This window comes from Actinomyces ruminis, assembly GCF_002154335.2.
GTDB classification, from domain to species: Bacteria; Actinomycetota; Actinomycetes; order Actinomycetales; family Actinomycetaceae; genus Actinomyces; species Actinomyces ruminis.
In genome coordinates, this window is record NZ_MTPX02000013.1 from 1 (window position 1) to 20,541 (window position 20,541).

The window sequence follows — 20,541 nt, forward strand, 5'->3', positions numbered from 1 at the left end:
AGAAAGGTTCCGACCATGACCAACGCCCGCCCCAGCCACATCGGGGCCGTCGACCTGGGCGCCTCCTCCGGGCGCGTCATGGTCGGCACCATCACCGACGGCCGCATCGAATTGACCGAGACGCGCCGCTTCAGCAACGGCCCCATCCCCCTGCCCGGCCCAGACGGCGAACGCCTGTACTGGGATGTGCTGCACCTGTGGGATGAGATCCGCGCCGGTCTGCTCACCGCCGTGCGCGACGTCGGCCCACTCGCCGCCGTCGGCATCGACACCTGGGGCGTCGACTACGGGCTGCTCGGCCCAGGCGGCCTGCTAGCCGGACAAGTGAGCGCCTATCGCTGCCCCCGCACCCGGGGCATTCCAGACGAACTGTTCGCGGCCATCCCCGCCGCCGAGCTTTACGCCGTCAACGGCCTACAGGTACAGGACTTCAACACGGTCTTCCAGCTGGTGGCCGAGTCACGCGACGGCGGCCTGCCCCGCTCCGCCGCCTCGGTCGACGGCGACGCCGCCCCTGCCGCCAGCACCGCCCAACGCACCATGCTGCTGCTGCCGGACCTGCTCACCTACTGGCTGACCGGCAAGCCGGTCGCGGAGATCACCAACGCCTCCACCACCGGTCTGGTCGACGCCCGCGAGCGCAACTGGTCAACGCAGCTGCTTCAGCGACTGCGCACCGAGCTCGACCTCATCCTGGATGGGGTACTTCCCGACATCGTAGAGGCGGGCACCGTCATCGGGCCCGTGCGCCGCGACGTCGTCGACGTATTCGGGCCCGACGGCGCCCCGACGCCGGTGGTGGCCGTGGGCTCCCACGACACCGCCTCCGCGGTGGCGGCCGTGCCCGCGGCCGGAGACGACTTCGCCTATATCTCCTGTGGCACCTGGTCGCTGGTGGGGCTGGAACTGGACGCACCGGTGCTCACCGAGCCTCCCGGCGGGCCAACTTCACCAATGAGCTCGGGGTGGACGGCACCGCGCGCTACCTGAAGAACGTCATGGGGCTGTGGGTGTTCAACGAAGCCGTACGCACCTGGCGCGAGCAGGGCCTGGAACTGTCCTACCGGGAGCTCGACGCCGCCGCCGCGGCCGCCGACCCGCTGCGCACCGTGGTGGACATCAACGACCCGGTCTTCTTCGACCCCGGAGATATGGCCGCCCGCATCGACGACTACGCCATTCGCACCGGCCAGCCGCGCCCACGCTCTATCGGCGAGTACGTGCGCTGCATCGACGACTCCCTCGCCCTGGCCTACCGCCGCGCGGTGCGCGAGGCGAGCGAGCTGTCCGGCAAGCATGTCGGCGTGCTGCACATGGTCGGGGGCGGCATCAGCAACCGGCTGTTGTGCCAGCTGGCCGCGGACGCGACCGGCCTGCGCGTGGTCGCCGGGCCCGCCGAGGGCACCGCCCTGGGCAATATCGTCGTCGCCGCGCGCGGCGCGGGACTGATCGAGGGAGACCTCACCGCGCTACGGCAGCTGGTGCGCAACTCCTCCGACATCACCGAATACGCGCCCGACCCGACCGCAGCCGCCGGCTGGGATGCCGCCGAGCGCCAGCTCTTCGGCTGACGCATCTACGCACCGCCCCGCAGCCCGGGCCACGCCCGCGCACCCCGCTACACCATCCGCCCATTCACCACGAAGAAGATCCATGACCACTACTCCCGCCACCGACGCCGCCCCGCCGACGCCACAGCCCGCCACTACCCGCGACGGCGTACCCGTGGCCCCGCTGGCCGGCGGCTTCCTACCGCCCTACACCGAGCGGCTACACCTGATCGCCGACTTCCCGGCTCCACACGTCGAGGACCTGGCCGCCGCCGACCCTGAGGCGGCCGCCGGAGCGCCCTTCGCCGCAGAGGCCCTGGCCGCCATGGACGCCTGGTCCGCGCCCTTCGGCGCCCCCGAGCCACCCACGCCGACGTCGAGGAGCGCGATCTGCCTGGCCCGCACGGGCCGATCCCGGTGCGCATCTACCGCCCCGAGTCCGGCTGGACCCCGCCCATGCCCTCACCGACCACAGAGTCGGGTCTGCGAACCGCCCTGGTGTGGTACCACGGTGGCGCCTTCGCCGCGGGCGACCTGGACATGCCGGAGGCCGACGCCGTCGCCCGTGGCTTGGTCACTCGCACCGGCGCCGTCGTCGTCTCGGTCTTCTACCGGCTGTGCACCGGCGGCGTCCACTACCCAGTCCCGCACGACGACGCCTACGCCGCCTATCGCTGGGTGCGCCAGCACGCCGCCGAGCTCGGCATCGACGCCTCCCGCATAGCCGTAGGTGGTGCGAGCGCGGGCGGGAACCTGGCCGCCGGGGTGACACTGCACGGCGTCGACGAGGCCGCCGCCCCCTGGCAGGCGCTGCTTGCCTACCCCGTGGCACACGCCGGCCACTGGCCCGCCCCCAGCGCGGAGCTGGCCACACGTCTGACCGGCATGCCACAAATCCTGCGCTTCCCCGCCGACCTCATGACCGGAATGAACAGCAACTACCTGGGTGCTCCACTCGGGGAAGGCGCGGGCGCGCCTGCCTACGCCTTCCCCGGGGACGTTGCCGATGCGTCCCGCCTGGCGGGATGGCCGGCAACCTACATCGAGAACTGCGAGAACGACGACCTGCGCGCCTCCGGCGAGGCCTTCGCCCGCCAGCTGGAGCAGGCGGGGGCCGACGTGGAGGTGCTGACCTGCGCGGGTGTGCCCCACGGGCACCTCAACGCCGTCGGCAGCCCCCTAACCTCCGCCAGCCTCGACCGCTTCGCGGCCCGGTTGGCCCACTCTGTCTGAACCGAACGGCCGCCACTGCCTTTGGCGGCTCCACGCCAACTCATCAACTACGACTCCCCAGAAACACACATTCGGAAAGGACAATCACCGTGACCGTCATGCCCCTGTCAGAGATCCTCGCCCAGATGGGCGCCGCCGGACGCCGCCTGGACCACATGGGCGCCGTCGAGGCCGGAGCCGGCAATATCTCGGTGTCCGTGGACGCCTCCGCCGAGCAGCTGGGCCTGTCCGAGCGATTTCCGCAGATCGCCCCCGGTACCGAGTTGCCGCTGCCCGCCCCGGCGCTGGCCGGTCGCACCGTGCTGGTGACCGGCTCGGGCTGCCGCCTACGCGATGTCGCCGACGCCCCGGAGGCGAATGTCTCCGCCTTCGTCGTCGACGAGGGCGGGGTGACCGGCACCTGGTACACCCACCCGGACCGCGCCTATGTGCGCCCCACCAGCGAGTTCAACTCCCACCTGGCAGTCCACAACGACCAGGTGGCGCAGCGCGGCGTGGACTTCCAGGCCGTCATCCACGCCCAGCCGCCCTACCTGGTCCAGCTGAGCCACATCAAGGACATCCGCAACACCGCGGACTTCAACCGCCGCATCCTGCGCTGGGAGCCCGAGACAATCGTGCAGCTACCCCAGGGCATTGAGGTGCTCGACTTCATGGTGCCCGGGTCGGCCACCCTCATGGAGAACAATGTGCGCGCCCTGCGCGACCACGTGATCGTGCTGTGGTCCAAGCACGGCATCATGGTCCGCTCCGACCTCGCCCCCCTGGCCGCCGTCGACAAGGTCGAGTACGCCGAGACCGGCGCCATGTACGAGGTCCGCAACATCATGGCCGGCGGCCTGGGCGAGGGCGTCACCGACGAGGAGCTGCACGCCGTCGTCGAGGCCTTCAACGTCGACACCGACCTGTTCTAGTTCCAGCCCGTCCCCTCCCACCGAGATCGGTGGAAGTTACGTGCCGAAGTCGGAAGATAAAACCGCCGAGGTCGGTAGACGTTGCGGCGCGGGGCCGGCTGCTCCCAATCGAGTTCAGTCGGCCCCGTGGCAGCGCCCAGAATGTCCAGATTCGGCATGAACGGCAGCGAGTGACCGCGACGCCAGCCCAGAAACCGCATGATTCCAACGGTCTGCAAATAGCGTTTCAGATTCAGCGACGCGTTTGTGCCGGATTTGGACACTTTTCCTAGAGGACTTCAAAGGAGAATCCCATGACTGAGCCTGTCAAGATCCCCTTCGCCGGCGAGGCCGCACAACCCGCTGCGCCAACCTCACTGGAGGCGCTGCGCGCCACTATCGCGGAGCCTCCCATCGAGTACCGTCCGGAACTGCGCTGGTGGCTGGCCGAGGGCCTGCACACCGACGCCACCATCCGCCACGAGATCGCCGCGGCCTACCGCCTCGGCTTCGGCGGCATGGAGTTCCTGGCCATGCCGGAGGAGAACATCGATGAGTCCCGCTACGGCTGGGGCAGTGAGGAGTGGACGCACGACTCCCACACGGTGGTCGCCGAGACCACCGCCCGTGGCATGTCCTTCTCCTTCACCTCCGGAACCAACTGGTCCAACGCCAACCTGCCTACGATCACCCCGGACGACCCCGCCGCCGCCCAGGAGCTCAACGTCGAGTACGAGGCCGTCAGCCGACGTCGCTCCGGTCCCCTCCCGCGTGTTGATCTGGGTGCCGACCGCGGCGAGTCCGCTGTCCCCGGCGACCGGGTGTCCCCGAAGCAACAGCACCTAGTCGCCGTCGTCGCTGCCGTCGTCGCCGACTCGGGAACGGCCACCTCCGACTCCAGCGCACCGGCCTCCGACGGCACCGCCACCGTGCCCGGTGCCGACGGCGGGGCGAGCACGGCCGCCGCCCAGGCGCCCGCCCCGGTGATCGACGTCGCCACGCTGACCAATCTGACCGCCCACGTGACCGGTGACGAGGGCGCCGAGGCGCTAGACTGGACTCCGCCGGATTCCCGCGACTGGCGTCTATTCGTGTTCTGGATGCACGGAACCGGGCAGACGGCCAGCCCGTCGACGAGCGTCAACTACACGGTCAACTACCTGGATCGCGACGGCGTGGACGCCGTGATCGACTACTGGCACGACGTGGTGCTGACCGACGACCTCAAGGCCGACATCGCCCGCAACCCGCGCGCACAGATGTACATGGACTCCCTCGAACTAAGCACCTGGGGCGAGGGCGGCATGTTCTGGGGCCATTGCGTGGCCGATGAGTTCCACGCCCGCCGCAGTTACGACATCACTCCCTGGCTGCCGCTGTTGGTGCGCTCCGCCCCGCAGATGGCGGTGTCCACCCGCTACCGCTTCGAGCCCGACGCCGCCCACCGCATGGAGGTGGCCAAGGTCCGCCACGACTACGTGGCCACGCTAACCGACCTGTACATCGAGCACATGCTCCAGCCCTTCGCCGAGTTCCTGCACGAGCAGGGCATTGCGCTGCGCGCCGAGATCTCCTACGGGCTGCCCTTCGAGTTGACCCGCCCGGGTGCGGCCGTGGACGGCATCGAGACCGAGTCCCTGGAGTTCGGCTCCCAAATCGATGCCTACCGGCTCATGGCCGGCCCGGCGCACCTGCTGGGCAAGCAGTACTCCTCCGAGACCGGGGCGACCACGCGCAACCATATGCTGCCCCACCGCTTCTACGACCAGATCATCAACACACAACTGGCGGCCGGCATCACCAAGACCGTCCTGCACGGCTGGTCCAGCCCCGCCGGCGCCGAGGGCACCACCGAGTGGCCCGGTCACGAGGGCATGCTGCCCATGTTCTCCGAGCGTTTCGACACGCGCCAGCCCGCCGCAGAGTTCTATCCGCTGTGGAATCGGGCCATCGGGCGTATGCAGCAGGTGTTGCGCCGGGGGCGGCCGCGCATCGACGTCGGTATTCTGCGCACCGACCACTTCACCGACAACTCCTCCGGCATGATGTTCTACGACGGGGAGCGCCGCATCCCGGACGAGGACGCCTATGGGCGCATGTGGATGCGCAACCGCCAGAATCACTGGTGGCGGGACCTGGGCATGCAGGACGCCGGGTGGGGATATGAGTTCCTCGACGGCTCACTATTGCTGCGCGAGGACGTTACCTTCGCCGACGGCGTCGTCCAGCCCGACGGCCCCGGTTACCAGGCCCTGATCGTGTATCAGGAGACACTCGACGCCGACGTCGCCGCCCGACTGCTCGACTGGGCGCGCGTGGGGCTACGGGTGCTGATCGTCAACGGTGCGAGCGAGCTTAAGCGGCTGGAGACCGGCGAGTACTTCCACTACGCGACCGCGGCGGCGCGCACGCCCGGACGCGACGGGCGTGACGCCGAGCTGGCCGCGACCATGGCGGCGCTGAAGGCGCTGCCGAGCGTGGCCGAGATCGACGATCCCGCCCGCACCGTGGCGGCGCTGCGCGGCCTAGGAGTGACCGGCTACCACGAGTTCGCCGCGCCGAACCAGAACCTGCTCGCCTACGAGCGCAGTGACGGGGATCTGACGCACGTGTACGTCTACCACTTCCTGTATGAGACCGGTCCGAATACCGACGTGGAGCTGCGTCTGCCCGGCGCAGGCACGGTATACCAGTTGGATCAGTGGAGCGGCCGGTTCCACGAGCTGGGCGACGCTCATACCGAGCCGCTCGGCCCCGAGCACTCGGATGTCACCATCGTCCCGGTCCACCTGCGTCCCGGGGAGGCCACCGTCATTACCCTCGACCGCTCCGCCGGGTACTCACTGGGTGAGTCCGGAACGGTACCGTCAGTGGTTGCCGAACTCCCCCGCTGGGACATCACGGTGGAGTCCTGGGATGCCGGTCCCGACGAGCTCATTGAGGAGGACCGCAGCCTGGGCTACGTGACCCGCGAGGTGCGTCCCACCACCGCCGTCACCCGACTGCACTCCGCTTCCAACACTCTCGCGCCGTGGAAGGATCTGAACGGCGTCGGCCCGGAAGTCTCCGGCGTGGGCGAGTACCGCACCACGCTCGTGCTCGATGCCCTGCCCGCGGAGCGTCTGCTACTCGACCTCGGGGACGTATGCGGCGGCCTGGGGTCGGTGAGCGTGAACGGGAGCGCGCCGGTCGGCTTCGACACCTCCGCGCCGCGCGTGGATGTGACCGGTCTGCTGCATGCGGGCAGCAACGACGTCGTCGTGCGCGTGTCCTCCTCACTGTCCAACCGGCTGCGTGCCCGCGGCTACTACGAGGCCATTCCCGACGTTTCCGCGATGCTCAGCGGTCTGCCGTACAGGCCGCACGACGTGCCGGTGCGTGAGTACGGCCTGCTCGGGCCGGTCTGCCTGCTCAGCGAGGCCTGAGTCGGGCCACCGCAGATTGAAGCCATCACCAGGCCCGAAATCTTGGCGCGTTTGACGCGGAGTCCCCACCACGAATCAGAATGGAAAACCAATGACCGCCATGACTGTACCTGCCCCCGTCCGCCTGACCGTCGACCATCAGCACGCCCCGCTTGGTGTGGCGGTGCCACGGCCGGCACTGGCCTGGCAGGTGCCCGGCGAGGTGCCCGCGACCGCCTACGAGGTCGAGGTGCGCCGCCTCGACCCGGCCACCGGCGAGGAGTTGGAGCCGCCGGTGTGGGCCACCGGCCGCACGGAGATCCCCGACCCTCCCGCCTCGCCGTGGCTGCCCTACGGCGGCGAGCCCCTGGTATCTGACACGGACTACGTCTGGCGGGTACGCATCTGGACCGGCTCCGACGCCGTGCCCTCACCCTGGGCCGCCTCGGCCTTCTCCACCTCGCTGCTTCAGGCGGCCGACGTCGTCGCCGACTGGGTGGAACCGACCCAGACGCCGGTGGAACTGGAGCCCGAGGCCTCCTTCGCCACCCTGTTCGCGCCTCAGGAGATCGTGCCCGCCGGAGAGAAGCTGCGCCCGGCCAAACTCATCCGTCAGGACCTGCCCCGCGCCGACGCCGGCGCCGCCCCCATCACCCGCGCCCGGCTGTTCCTCAGTGCCCAGGGCGTCGTCGAGGCGAGCATCGACGGCACCGAAGTGGGCGACACCGTGCTGGCACCGGGCTGGACCAGCTACCACACCTACACCGAGTTCGAGGTCCACGACGTCACCGCGCTCCTCTCCGGGCCGCCCCGCCCCCACACCCTGGGCCTGCGTCTGGGCGACGGCTGGTTCGCCGGACGGGCCACCATCACCGGGGAGTCCGGCCAGTACGGCACCCTGCTGCGCGGCTGGTGGCAGCTGTCCCTCACCCGGGCCGACGGCACCCGCGAGACTTGGGGGCCGGACTCCACCGCCCACTCCACCACCTCCGGGCCGCTGCGCTACAGCGACATCATGATCGGCGAGAAGCGCGATGACCGGCTCGCGGCCGCCGTCGTCGGCTGGGACTCCCCCGGCTTCGACGACTCCGCCTGGGACCCGGTGCGCATCATCCCCTCCGCAGAGATCGACCCGGCGACCGCCCTGGAGCCCTTCCGCGGCGAGCCGGTGCGGCGGCTGATGGAACTGCCCGCCGCCCGGGTGATCACCACCCCGGCCGGGGAGACGGTGCTGGACTTCGGCAGGTGATCGCCGGGCGGGTGCGGCTGCGCGCCGTCGGCCCGGCCGGCACCGAGATCACCCTGGAGCACTCCGAGCACCTGGACGCCGACGGCAACTTCTTCTCCAACGTGCAGGGACCGAACAAGGACCAGCGCGACGTGTGGGTCCTGGCCGGCACGGGCACGCCGCAGGCCCCCGAGACCTACGAGCCGACCTTCACCTTCCACGGCTTCCGCTACGCGCGGGTGACCGGCTACCCCGGCGAGCTGCACACGCGGGACGCGATCGCCGTCGTCATCGGCTCGGACCTGGAGTCGGCGGGCGACTTCGCCTGCTCCGATGCGCGCCTGACCCGCCTGCACACCAACACGGTGTGGTCCCAGCGCGCCAACTTCCTGTCCATCCCCACCGACTGCCCCCAGCGCGAGCGGGTCGGCTGGACCGGCGACATCCAGGTCTTCGCCCCGGCGGCCACCAACAACGCCCAGGTGCACACCTTCCTGGCGCGCTGGCTGCGCAACGTCCGCGCCGACCAGCACAACGACGGCCGCGTGGTCATCATCTCCCCCTTCGCGCCCCGGCAGGCGGCGATGGAGGGGCAGCCCGGCATCGGCGGCATCACCGCCGCGGCCGGCTGGGGTGACGCCATTATCCGCGTGCCGCTGACCCTGTGGGAGCGGTACGGGGACACCGACACGCTGCGCGCCAACTACCCGGCCATGCAGGCCTGGGTGGAAATGCAGTCCCACCAGGCCGCCACCGAGCTGCCGCCCCGTCTGCGCGGCGGCGACTGGGAGGACACCGAGCGCACTGTCGGCTGGGAGCGGCTCGATGCGGAAACGGCCGCGCGGCAGCGCCTGCTGTGGAACTCGCGCATGCACTTCGGGGACTGGCTGGCGCCGTCGACCCTGGCCAGTGGGGCGCCGGACGCGATCATGACGGCTCCGCACCTGACCAGCGAGTTCGTCGGGGCCGCCTTTCACGCCGAGGCGCTGCGCACCCTCGGGGTGGTGGCAGAGGCGCTCGGCCGCGACGACGATGCGGCCGCCTACCGGGACCGCTGGGAGGCGGTGCGGGCGGCAGTGGCTGCGGAGTACATCGGCACAGACGGCGCCATGGAGCCGAATCTGCAGGGCATGTACGTGCTGGCGCTCGCCTTCGACATTGTCTCCGACGACGATCCGGATGGCGGGGCGCAGCGTCGGGCCGTGGCGGACCGGCTGGTGCGGCTCGTGCACCAGGCGGGCGACCATCTGGACACCGGTTTCCTGTCGGTGCCGTTCCTGCTGGATGTGCTGGTCGACTCCGGGAACGCGGACGTGGCCTGGGCGGTACTCATGCAGGACACGGCGCCGTCCTGGCTGTATGAGGTGGCCGAGGGCGCCACGACGATCTGGGAGTCCTGGTACGCCGTCGCCCCGGACGGGACCGTGGGGGCGATGAGCTTCAACCACTACGCCTTCGGCTGCGTGGACGACTGGCTGTTCCGCCGCCTGGGCGGGATCGCCCCTGCCGAGCCTGGTTACCGGCAGGTGCGGGTAGCGCCGCTGACCGACGGGCCGGTGTCTTGGGCACGGGCGCACCGGGACACGCCCTTCGGCCGGGTGGAGGTCGCCTGGGAACGTGCCGACAGCAACGTGCTGCATACCGGAGCCGAGGCGAGTGCCCCCGCTGTGGGAACATCGGTGCGCTACGAAGTCACCCTGCCGGCCGGCGTGACCGGGGAGTTGGTGACCCCGGCCGGCGACGTGCGCGAACTGTCCAGCGGACACACGGTGCTGGTGGCGTAGACGAACACCAGCGGCACACACTAACGGCTCCAGCCAGAAACCGCAATCCGCATGATTCCGCGGTTTTGCCCGTCGGGCCGGAACTGGTGGAGGTGCTCCCGTGTGCGGCGCGACCCTCGCCGCACACGGGAGCACCTTGACGGTTTTCAAGCCGATCTGCCAATTCGCCGTTATTCCAACGATTAACCTGAATCGTACGAATTCGTCCTGACAACTCCCGTGTGCGGACAGCACCGCCAGGCCAGCAACACCCACCGATCAGACTCAGCCACCCTGTACTCGACAACCGTCTTACACAGGTGGGCCGAGGCCGCGGCCGCCCACCGCCCGCCTACAGCTGGCTGCGGCTGCAATACACCGCAACATGTTTCAGATCGTTACTGCAAGCATGACAGACTGCACAGCCTCAAGGCTGGATCTAGCGCCAACCGATCGGTACATTTGCGGCGTCGGCAGGAACCACTAGCCGGCCCCGGTCGGAGAACCGGCCGGGAGAACTCAACCGAAAGGAACCGAACATGTTCTTCGACATCGATCTGGCCGTCCGTGCCGCTGCCGCCCGTGAGCGCGAGCTCGAGCGTGCGATTGCCGCCGAGAACGAGCAGCGCTGAAAGCGACTGCAACACGGTGACCGCTTGAAGCGGAACACCTCGCGGGCACTCCCGCGACGGCCATAAGGCCACGGAAACGCAGGGCGAGGACGAAGAAGTCCTCGCCCTTCTTGTTTCGTATTTCCATCACAGCGATCGGTTGGATCGGTCGCGACGCTGACTCGGTCGCTCGAGGCCGAGCTGATCCGCCTGACTCCGCTGTTTGCTTCGCTCTGCGATTTGCCCGAGTACATCCGCCTTCGTGCGAGCAGGACGCGTTCCGGCCAGTTGTCGGGCGTGAGCGATGCCCTCACGCACAACCTGCGCCACCTTCAGCATCTCCGCGCGCCCGGCGAGCGAGTCGACCCGAACAAGCCTGTCCGCCGAGTCTCCGGGCCGGTTGCGCAACTCGGTGAGCACCGCGACGGCGCGCTCCGGCCGTACCCACTCTCCGTCATCGCCCCGCAGATTGTCATAGTGAACGGCACCGGCACGATCCACGATCGACAGCCGGTGCACATCCGGACTCGACGCCGCGGCCAGCAGGGTCTGTGGTGTTCCCATCAGGCCCGCGTCGTGGGCCGCCAACGGTGTCCAGCGTGCGGCCCTCCCCGCCTCCAGCGCGGAGAGATAGCGGTCTATGCATCCGGTCCATGAGTCGAAGGCGCTCACGCCCAGCACTACCAAGTGTGTTCGGGATCCTGCCTTGGCGAACTGCGCCAGCGTCCCGAGCGTGGTCTCCGGGCGCCGCAGGGTTCCTTCCACCACCGCCGAGTACCCGTGCTCGGCGGCGTACGCCAACGCCCGCCCGACCAGCCATCCCGACAGCTCCGCCGTCGCCGCTGGCATCGCCTCCGGATCCACGGAGCGGGAAAGGGCGGGAAAGTTGGGATGGAACTGTCGCAAGTCGTCGCCGATCACCTTGACGAAGGGCTCTCCCGGGTAGAGCTTGCGCATTACGGCGTCGATCGCCTGGGTCTTCCCAGCACCCGGCTGAGCCCCAACCGACAGCAGCACCGGTGACGACGACGGAAGATGCCCATCGAACAAGAACGAGCAAGCGTCACTCCAGCATTCCAGTCTTGTCTGCTCGTCCATTATGCAGCCACGGGCCGAGCAGCACGCGCGTGCTGCACAAGCTCCAAGATGTAGTCCCATCGTTCCATGGCGGCCACAATCGCATCGCGGTCGTGGGAATCCACAGCGTCACGCTCATCCCGAAGGGCGACGCTCTGACGCCTCCAGAAGAGCTCTGACTCAGAATCTCCGTCCTGCCTCGCCGCACGCATCAAAGACACGTACTCACCACCGAGCCGCGTACCGCACTCGTAGAACACGTCGTACAGAACCGACAGCTCCGTCGTCGACCAGTCCTTGCCGCTCATGTCAGACTCCTCCCACCCCTATCGAGTCTATACGCAAGGCCCTCGCCGGGCGGTGGCCGGGGCACGTGCACGACGCCGCGCCCTTCCAGCCATCAGAAGACGGTCAACGCCGTCGCATGCGTCGGCACGGCGCATGGGTCGGCAACTGTCTCAAGTCGCACCCGCAGCGTATGTCGTCCGGTCCGCATCCCCGCGAGCCGAGCCCGGCCAACGCCGGCCTCGGGGACGATCCGGACCGCCGGAGCGGCGCCGTCGGGTTCACGGCCCGACGCCGCTGCCAGCGTTTCCGGCTACAGGCTCAGCGCCGCCCCGTTGGAGCGGGCGATCTCCCCCAGCACGTGGGCGCTGGGCTTGGGGGTACGCGCCTGCGTGTCCCGGTCGACGGCGATGATGCCGAACTTCGGGCCGTAGCCGAAGATCCACTCGAAGTTGTCCATGGCGGACCAGCACATGTAGCCGCGCACGTCGACGCCGTCGGCGATCGCGGCGCCAACCTCGCCGATCGCGGTGCGCAGGAAGTCGACCCGCTGGGCGTCGTCCTCCGTGTTCAGCCCGTTCTCGGTGACGTAGATGGGCACCTTGACCGTATCCCAGGCCTGGCGGACGACGGCGCCGATCGCCCAGGGCCAGATCTCCTCCCCGCCCTGGTTGAGCACCGCGCCCTCCCCGGGCGGCACCGGCCCGTCGGGGCCGAGCACCGTGCGGTTGTAGGTCTGCAGCCCCACGAAGTCATCGCCCTCGCTCACGCGCAGGTAGCGCAGGTTGTTCTCCTCGTTCATGCGCGCCACCCGCTCCTCACCGCCGGGGGCGGCGTGGAAGTCGGAGTTGGCCAGGGTCCAGCCGACCTGCATCTCGGGTTTGACGGCTTGATGGCCCGGGCGGCGGCCTTGTGGGCGGCGCACTTGATCTCGTAGGCCTGCGGTGTGGCCGAGAGCTGGAAACCGGCGACCTTGTCCGCCGTCGTCCCCAGGGCGCGGGCGGCGCCCTCCCAGGTGGGATTGCCGAGCCGCTGGGCGGGCTCGCGCTCGCACATGCCCATCTCGCCGAGCAGGATGGCGAGGTTGGGCTCGTTCATGGTGCAGGCGATGTCGAACAGGTCGCCGAGCTCCTCGGTGACGCGGCGGCAGTAGCGGGCGAACAGGGCGGGGGTGTCGGCGTCCTCCCAGCCGCCGCGGGCGATGAGCACTGCGGGGAGGTGAAGTGGTGGTAGGTGACGAGCGGGGTGAGTCCATGCTCGTGGCAGGCGCGCAACATGTCGCGGTAGTGGGCGATGGCGACGGCGGAGAACTCACCCTCGGCCGGCTCGATGCGGCTCCACTCCAGGGAGAAGCGGTAGGAGTTCAGTCCCAGGGAGGCGAGCAGGGCGATGTCCTCCCGGTAGCGGGTGTAGTGATCGCAGGCGTCGCCGGAGGACTCGGCGTACATGGTGTTCGGCACGTGCTCGTACAGCCAGACGTCGTTGTTGACGTTGCCGCCCTCCACCTGGTGGGAGGCGGTGGCGGTGCCCCAGAGGAAGCCCTCCGGGAACGGGGTGGTGGAGGCTGCGGCAGCGGGGGACGGCGAGGATGCAGGGGTGGACATGGGGTGGTTGTCTCCTGTTGGTGTCTCGGCGCGTCGTCGAATCGACGACGACATCGCACGGTATTGGTCGAGCGGGACAGGGTACGACGGTGGGGTGGGGCGCAGATGCCTCCGGGCACCAACCGCCGCCGTCGTCCCGGTTACTTGACGCCCTTGATGAGCGGCATGAGCAGCGCCCCGATGAAGCAGAACACGGCGGCGATGCCCCACAGGAGTGGGTAGTTGTCGTTCTGGGCGCCCAGGATCGTCGGGGCGAGAGCCGGCACGATGACGGTGGGCAGGTTCAGAGCCAGTCCGAACACGGCCATGTCCTTGCCGGCGTCGGCCTCCGAGGGCAGGACGGCGGCGCACAGCGCCAGGTCGACGGTCAGGTACATGGCCTGCCCCATTGCGAACAGGCACCAGGCCACGGTGAAGACCGTGAAGTTGCTGGACAGGGCGGCCATGACGAGGGCACCGGCCATGATGACCGCGGCGAGCGCAACCAGGGGACGGCGCACGCCGAGCTTGTCGGACAGCCAACCCGAGCCGGTGAAGAAGATGATGGAGATCGGCGCACTCATCAGCGACAGGCGTCCGGCGAGCTTGCCGGCGGTCTCGGGGTCGTTGTGCAGGCGGATGATCAGGTAGAGGACGAAGAAGTTCAGGAACGAGGTCATGGCAATGCCGGCGAGGAAGCGGGCCAGCCATACCCAGCCGAAGTTGGGGTGCTTGATGGGGTTGACAAAGAAGTTGGTGAAGATGCTCAGCAGCCCACCCTGAGGCACCTCGTCGTGGCTGTGCTGGGGGTCCTTGTAGAGGAGCAGCAGCGGAATGATGCACACGATGGCGAGGAACGGCGGGATGCACATCAGCAGGACCGTGTTACCCACGAAGGCGGATGCGATGTAGGCGGCGGCGGACATGGCCAGCGCACCACACAGACCCATGAAGCCCATGACCCTCCCGCGCATATTGGCCGGAATGCCCTCCACGGGAATGACGGCGTAGGCGTTGAAGCCGGCTTGGGCGAAGGTCAGGCCGACGACGTAGGCGGGCACGATGATCGCGGCATTCTCGGTCACACCGATGGTGTAGAAGCACGCTGTCGCCACGAGGTAGCCGACGACGATCCAGGCTTGCGCCGCCCCCAGCGACTGGTGGTGCGGTCGGACAGAGAGCCGATGAGCGGAATCAGGGGCAGCATGAGCAGCGCCGCCAGGGACGTCGCCGTCGAGTAGGTGGCGGTGGCGGTCTCCTCGGAGATGATCGACAGCCGCAACTGCAGCACCGTCCCCATGCCCATCATCATGATGTAGCCGCCGATGGCGCCGATGATCACCAGCCAGATGGTCTTGCGTGGACGGCCGAACTTGGCGGCGATGCGCTCGGCTTCCGCTTCCTCCGGGGTCATGGACGCGGAGTTCTCGTAATACGTGCCTTCGACCGCCCCTTGGGTGTAGTCGACCTCCACGACGGCGGAGGCGTAGGGGGTATCGGCATCGTCGTACCGAGTGGGGGGTGGGGTACTCATCTGATCGTCCTTGATGTGCGGCCGGCGGCAATGCCGGCGACGGCGCGCCCGCGGAGCCCGCGGCGCCTTGCGGGCCACACTCTAGCCCAAGTTGCACCATATTGGTCAAGATCTAAATCACTTCCAATTCGGTTTATATCTTCATGGCAGTCCATCAGCAGGACTACCGGCGCCACACCCCAGCACACCCTCGAGAAGCCAATCACCTAGGCTTGTGCCGGGCCCGGCCCCACCCGCCCGGCCCGCACACCCAAGAACAGCGACTCGCCCGGAGGTGAGGTTGGCCGTGTCCGACTCAGACGCCGTCGCCCCACCCGACGGGCGCACGCGTTACGCCAACGGGGAGCGGCGCCGGGCCGCCATCGCCGACGCCGCCATGGCGGTATTCGCCGAGCAGGGCTACAACAACCTCTCCCTGCGGCAGATCGCCGACGCCGTCGGGGTGAGCCACACCCTGCTGCGCCACCACTTCGGCAACAAGGAGAAGCTGCTCGAGGCGGTGCTTAAACGACGCGAGGAGACCGAGGCCGAATGGCGGGCCACCCTGTTCGCCGAGCATGGCCTGCTCGAGGCCCTCCCCCTGGTCATGGAGCACAACGCCACCATCCCGGGCCTCATTCAGCTCGACACTGTCATGCGTGCCGAGGCGATCAATCCCGATCACCCTGCGCACGACTACATCGTCGGCCTCACCCAGCGCTTCCGGACGGCGGTGCGCACGGATCTGGAGGGCGAGCGCAAGGCGGGAAGGCTGCATAAGGGTGTCGACCTGGAGCTGGCCGCCACTCAACTCGTCGCGCTCATCGAGGGCGTGCAGGCGGAGTGGTTGCTGGACCGCAGCGTGGACATGGCCGCCGTAGTGCGCGACTTCGCCGAGCGCCTGCGTCACAGCTGACGCGACCGGAAGACCGAGCACCACGCCGCGACAGGACAGACCCGGTTGACACGACGCCGGAGCCGCGCATACTCTCACACCAATCCATGAAACGGTTCAACGACGACCCGGAGATGCTCGTGTCAACACCCCATTTCAGCCGGCCCACAACCGCCTTCTCCACTACAGACTCCCCCACCATTGGCAGCGCCGACCTGTTGAGCGCCGCCGCCCCCGCCCCCGCCGACCCGGTCGGTCCCCTGGCCGCCCCGGTGCGGCTGCGCGTCGATCATCATCGCCCGGACCTGCCCGTCCTCGGCGGCACCAGCTCCACGCCCGCACTGTCCTGGCAGGTGCCGACGGCGCCCGCCGGCTGGGTCCAGAGCCGCGCCGAGATCGAGGTGGCCCGCAGCGTCGTCGGCAGCCTGCCCGGCACACCGGAAACCTTCGCCTTGGAAGGACCCGACTCGCTGTTCGTCCCCTGGCCCGCCGCCCCGCTGCGTTCACGCGAGGCTGCCGTATGGCGGGTGCGTGTGGCCGGTCTCGACGGCGTCTGGTCGCCCTGGTCGATGCCCGCCGTCGTCGAGACCGGCCTGCTGGAGCGCGCCGACTGGACCGCATACCCCATCGCCGCCCCCGGCAACACGCGCACCGACCCGGCCCCGGTCATGGTGCGGCGCATCAACGTCCCCGCGGGCACTACTTCCGCACGCCTGCACCTGACCGCCGGCGGCACCTACGAGGCCTTCATCGACGGCGTCAGGGTCAGCGCCGACGAGCTCGCTCCGGGCTGGACCGAGTACTCCAAACGCATCCTGGTGCAGACCCACGATGTGACCACCGCGCTGACTCCGGGTGAGCACGAACTCGCCGTCGTCCTGGGCAACGGCTGGTACCGCGGCCACCTGACCTGGGCCATGCGCGAGGCGGTCTACGGCGAGAACCTGTGGCTGCTGGCCCAGGTGGAGCTGAGCGACGGCGCGAGCACCACCGTCATCGGCACCGACGCCGACTGGACCTGGCGCCCCTCCAACGTCACCGCCAACGACCTGTACAACGGCCAGTCCACCGACCTGCGGCTGCCCGCGCTCGGAGCGCCGGAGGCTGAGTCCGCCGTCGTCACCCTCGACCTGCCCGACGCCGCCCTGGAGCCGACCACACTGCCGCTGCCCACCGTCATCGGCGAGGTGCGTCCGATCGAGATCATCACCACGCCGTCGGGCAGGCGCATCGTGGACCTGGGTCAGAACCTCACCGGGCACGTACACCTGACGGTGGCGGGCGGCGACGCCGGAGACGTGATCACCCTGCGCCACGCCGAGGTCCTGGAGCACGGCGAGCTGGGCACCCGCCCGCTGCGCAATGCCGAGTGCACCGACCGCGTCACCCTGGCCGGCACCGGCACCGCCGAGCAGCCCGAGGTGTTCACCCCCACCCTGACCCAACACGGGTTCCGCTACGTCCAGGTCGACGGCTTCCCCGGTGACGACGACGCCCTGCTGGCCTCCGTCACCGCCCGTGTGGTCTCCGCGGGCATGGAACGGTCCGCCTGGTTCGCCAGCTCCCAGCCGCTCGTGGACCGGCTGGTGGAGAACACCCGCTGGTCCACCATCGACAACTTCATCACCGTGCCCACCGACTGCCCGCAGCGCGACGAGCGCCTGGGCTGGACCGGCGACATCGGTGCCTTCGCCCCCACCGCCCTGAGCCTGTACGACGCCGCAGCCTTCCTGAACTCCTGGACGAAGGACCTGGCCGCCGCGCAAACCCCCGACGGCGCCCTGCCGGTGGTCTCCCCCGACGTGCTCGGCGGCAACAAGCTGACCTGCGCCTGGGGTGACGCCATCACCCTGGTGCCCTGGGCCGCCTACGAGGCCACCGGAGATCCAGCGGTGCTGGCCGCGAGCGTGGAGGCGATGGCCTGCTTCGTCGACGGCGTCGATGCGGTGGCCGGGGCCTCGCACCTGTGGCGGAGCGGCTTCCAGTTCGGCGATTGGCTGGACCCCGACGCCCCGCCGGACAACCCGGGCGCTGCCAAGGCCGACCCGGATGTGGTGGCCACAGCCTACTTCGCCCGCAGCGCGGACATCACCGCCCGCGCCTGGGCGATCCTCGGTAATACCGAGCGCGCTTCCCATTACGAGGCGCTGGCCGCGAGCGTACGCGCCGCCTACTTGGACGCCTACGTCACCGCCGACGGGCTGATCCTGTCCGACTGCGCCACCGTCTACGCCCAGGCGCTGGCCTGGGACCTGCTGGACACGCCGCGGCGCCAGGCCGGGGCCGGGCAGCGCCTGGCGGACCTGGTGCGGCTGCGCTCCTTCCGGATCTCCACCGGCTTCGTCGGCACCCCGCTGGTGCCGGCCGCGTTGGTCAAGGGCGGTCAGGCGGCCACGGCCGCCCGGCTGATCCTGGAGCGGGAGTGCCCCAGCTGGCTGTATCCGGTGACCATGGGGGCCACCACCATCTGGGAGCGCTGGGACTCTATGCTGCCGGACGGGGACATCAACCCCGGGGAGATGACCAGCTTCAACCACTACGCCCTGGGCGCCGTCACCCAGTGGCTGATCACGGACCTGGCCGGCCTGGACGTGGTCGGCGCCGGCGGGCGCTCGCTGCGGGTGGCCCCGCAGGTGGGGCATGGTTTCACCTCAGCGAGTGTGGTGCGGCGGCTGCCGCTGGGCACCGCCCGCACAGCTGGGAGCTCGACGGCGACGCGCTGCACGTGCGCGTGCAGGTGCCGGTGGGGGCGAGCGCCGAGTTGGTGCTGCCCGGCGCCGCGCCCGAGACGCTCGGGCACGGTCTGCACGAGCGCACCGTGACGGTGCCGCAGGCGCGCGGCGACGAGATCCTTACCGTGCGCGGCCTGATCGATGATGAGGCCGCCTGGAACCGCGTCGTGGAGGCGGTGCGCGGTAAGCACGGCGCCTACATGGCCGACCCGGCGGCCACACTCACCGGCGCCCTCGCCCACGAGCTCGACTCCACGGCGCGGGTCGTGCCTGGTGCGGCCACCATGTACGGCTTCATCCCCGACATGGAGGCGGTCAAGGCCGCGCTCGACGCTGTTATCGCCGAGGTGGCGCCGAACGCGGCGGAGGTCCCCGCCGCCCAGCGCGGCTGAGCTTGCAGCCATGCCGACTCACCCAATTCTGCCGGGCTACTACCCGGACCCGTCCATCTGCCGCGTGGGCGACGCATTCTGGCTGGCCAACTCCAGCTTCGAGTACCTGCCGGGCGTGCCCGTGCACCGCTCCACCGACCTGGTGCACTGGGAACAGGTTGGCCACGCCTACACGCGCCCGTCCGCGCTGCCGCTGCCGGGCGGCGACGCCGGCTCCCAGGGCACCTTCGCCCCCACCATCCGCCACCACGACGGCGTCTTCTACGTGATCGTCACCAACATGGGCCAGGACCCGCTGGGACAGCGCATTGTGCGCACCACCGACCCGGCCGCCGGCTGGTCCGACCCGGTGCTGGTGCCTGACACTCCCGGCATCGACCCGGACCTGTGCTGGGACGAGGAGGGCGTCTGCCACCTGACCTGGCGCGGTGTCTCCTTTGAGAGCGGCGTCGTTACCTCCAGCGTGCGGTCGGTGCCGATCGACCCGGACACCGGCAAGCGACTGGGCGAGGCGGTCACCTTGTGGGATGGCACGGGCATGCGCGATCCGGAAGGGCCGCACCTGTACCGACGTCGGGGCTGGTGGTACCTGCTGCTGGCCGAGGGCGGCACCGGACTCGGCCACTGCGTGACCATGGCGCGCGCCCACGAACTGACCGGCCCGTGGGAGGAGTGCCCCAGCAATCCGATCCTCACCCACCGCTCCACCGACCATCCGGTACAGGCCACCGGGCACGCCGACCTGGTGCCGCTCGACGACGCCGGCTGGGACGGGACGCGCTTCGCCATGGTGCACCTGGCATCCGCTCGTTGGACCCCTTCCCCGGCTACCACGTCAACGGCCGGGAGACCTTCCTGGTCGGCGTCGACTGGGAGGGGGACTGGCCGGTCGTAGTGGAGGACCGCTACCAGGCAGCGATCGCCGCGCGGGATGCTGCGTCCGCCTACGCCTTCACCGATGAGTTGCGCGGGTGGCCGGGCCCGGTCGCCGACGGCGACGCCCCCTGGGACCTGCCCGACCGGTGGATCTCCCCCGGCGCTCGCCCGCGCCGCGCTGGCGCGCAACGAGGCCGGAAGGCTGACGATCACCGCGCCCGACGACGCCGCCGCGCCGCGCCCGCTGCTGGCCGTACGGTGTCGCGATACCGCCTGGCGGGCGGAGGCGGAGTTGGTGATGGAGCCGGGCGCCGTCGTCGAACTGTGCGTATACCTGGATCCGGCACACCGGGCCGCCGTGCGGTGGGACGGGAACCGCGCCGTGGCCGTGGCGACCGCAGCGCCATTCGAGCAGGTTTTGGGCGAATTGGCGGCCGAGGAGCCGGAGGGGCCGCAGGACGGCCGGCGCGACTGTGGGTGGCGCGCAGCTCCGGAGTCGGGTTCTT

The 20,541-nt window shown here is 69.7% G+C and carries 18 protein-coding genes and 1 pseudogene; 12 read left to right on the forward strand and 7 right to left on the reverse strand.

The genetic code is table 11. The features are described from left to right. The 7 genes from BW737_RS19295 to BW737_RS01845 form a co-directional block, all read left to right on the forward strand. Positions 1–990, forward strand: a 990-nt coding sequence (locus tag BW737_RS19295; RefSeq protein WP_338063834.1) for an FGGY family carbohydrate kinase, incomplete at its 5' end; no start/stop codon positions are given. Next, positions 966–1,571 (forward strand): FGGY-family carbohydrate kinase, encoded by a 606-nt coding sequence (locus BW737_RS19300; protein ID WP_338063835.1) that lies wholly within the window; start codon positions 966–968, stop codon positions 1,569–1,571. The genes BW737_RS19295 and BW737_RS19300, both read left to right, overlap by 25 nt. 396 nt (positions 1,572–1,967) lie before the next feature. Further along, complete coding sequence (locus BW737_RS01825; RefSeq protein ID WP_086615856.1) at positions 1,968–2,783, forward strand: alpha/beta hydrolase; 816 nt, start codon at positions 1,968–1,970, stop codon at positions 2,781–2,783. Positions 2,784–2,881: 98 nt separating this feature from the next. Next, positions 2,882–3,697, forward strand: a complete 816-nt coding sequence (locus tag BW737_RS01830; RefSeq protein ID WP_086615863.1) for a class II aldolase/adducin family protein — start codon at positions 2,882–2,884, stop codon at positions 3,695–3,697. Positions 3,698–3,990: 293 nt separating this feature from the next. After that, positions 3,991–7,101: a glycosyl hydrolase gene (locus BW737_RS01835; RefSeq protein WP_086615857.1), complete on the forward strand. Its 3,111-nt coding sequence runs from the start codon at positions 3,991–3,993 to the stop codon at positions 7,099–7,101. A 91-nt stretch (positions 7,102–7,192) separates the two neighbouring features. Further along, the gene (locus BW737_RS01840; RefSeq protein ID WP_086615858.1) at positions 7,193–8,329 is read left to right on the forward strand and encodes an alpha-L-rhamnosidase N-terminal domain-containing protein; all 1,137 of its coding nucleotides are present in this window, start codon (positions 7,193–7,195) and stop codon (positions 8,327–8,329) included. Then, complete coding sequence (locus BW737_RS01845; RefSeq protein WP_180271991.1) at positions 8,326–10,092, forward strand: alpha-L-rhamnosidase; 1,767 nt, start codon at positions 8,326–8,328, stop codon at positions 10,090–10,092. The genes BW737_RS01840 and BW737_RS01845 overlap by 4 nt, the downstream gene beginning before the upstream one ends. 737 nt (positions 10,093–10,829) lie before the next feature. Here the strand turns inward: BW737_RS01845 and BW737_RS01850 are convergent. The 7 genes and pseudogenes from BW737_RS01850 to BW737_RS15885 all read right to left on the reverse strand — a co-directional run bounded on the left by BW737_RS01850 (position 10,830) and on the right by BW737_RS15885 (position 15,161). Then, a complete protein-coding gene (locus tag BW737_RS01850) occupies positions 10,830–11,840 on the reverse strand; it encodes a zeta toxin family protein (RefSeq protein ID WP_086615860.1) in 1,011 nt (336 codons plus the stop codon). Next, positions 11,780–12,067 carry a hypothetical protein gene (locus tag BW737_RS01855; RefSeq protein WP_086615861.1) on the reverse strand — a complete coding sequence of 96 codons (288 nt, stop codon included), beginning with the start codon at positions 12,065–12,067 and terminating at the stop codon, positions 11,780–11,782. Before BW737_RS01855 ends, BW737_RS01850 begins: the two co-directional genes overlap by 61 nt. Positions 12,068–12,357: 290 nt before the next feature. Beyond that, entirely contained in the window at positions 12,358–12,918 is a 561-nt protein-coding gene (locus BW737_RS16510; RefSeq protein ID WP_218961729.1) for a family 1 glycosylhydrolase, read from the reverse strand. After that, entirely contained in the window at positions 12,843–13,142 is a 300-nt protein-coding gene (locus BW737_RS20190) for a hypothetical protein (protein ID WP_476723619.1), read from the reverse strand. Before BW737_RS20190 ends, BW737_RS16510 begins: the two co-directional genes overlap by 76 nt. Positions 13,143–13,169: 27 nt before the next feature. Next, positions 13,170–13,702, reverse strand: a pseudogene (locus BW737_RS20195) (family 1 glycosylhydrolase); the annotation flags it as partial. Positions 13,703–13,788: 86 nt separating this feature from the next. Further along, the gene (locus tag BW737_RS15880; RefSeq protein ID WP_180271993.1) at positions 13,789–14,712 is read right to left on the reverse strand and encodes an MFS transporter; all 924 of its coding nucleotides are present in this window, start codon (positions 14,710–14,712) and stop codon (positions 13,789–13,791) included. After that, positions 14,709–15,161: a hypothetical protein gene (locus tag BW737_RS15885; protein WP_180271994.1), complete on the reverse strand. Its 453-nt coding sequence runs from the start codon at positions 15,159–15,161 to the stop codon at positions 14,709–14,711. Before BW737_RS15885 ends, BW737_RS15880 begins: the two co-directional genes overlap by 4 nt. A 286-nt stretch (positions 15,162–15,447) precedes the next feature. Between BW737_RS15885 and BW737_RS01870 the strand changes: the two genes are divergently transcribed. The 5 genes from BW737_RS01870 to BW737_RS16535 form a co-directional block, all read left to right on the forward strand. Beyond that, positions 15,448–16,056: a TetR/AcrR family transcriptional regulator gene (locus tag BW737_RS01870; RefSeq protein WP_257210358.1), complete on the forward strand. Its 609-nt coding sequence runs from the start codon at positions 15,448–15,450 to the stop codon at positions 16,054–16,056. Between the two features lie 86 nt (positions 16,057–16,142). Then, on the forward strand, positions 16,143–18,857 hold the full coding sequence (locus tag BW737_RS01875; protein ID WP_099330320.1) for a family 78 glycoside hydrolase catalytic domain: 2,715 nt from the start codon (positions 16,143–16,145) through the stop codon (positions 18,855–18,857). Continuing rightward, a complete protein-coding gene (locus BW737_RS16525) occupies positions 18,854–19,159 on the forward strand; it encodes a hypothetical protein (RefSeq protein ID WP_218961732.1) in 306 nt (101 codons plus the stop codon). Before BW737_RS01875 ends, BW737_RS16525 begins: the two co-directional genes overlap by 4 nt. A gap of 10 nt (positions 19,160–19,169) precedes the next feature. Further along, complete coding sequence (locus BW737_RS16530) at positions 19,170–20,054, forward strand: glycoside hydrolase family 43 protein (protein ID WP_218961733.1); 885 nt, start codon at positions 19,170–19,172, stop codon at positions 20,052–20,054. A gap of 63 nt (positions 20,055–20,117) precedes the next feature. Beyond that, positions 20,118–20,541: hypothetical protein (locus tag BW737_RS16535; protein ID WP_218961734.1), on the forward strand; the 424-nt coding region annotated here is incomplete at its 3' end.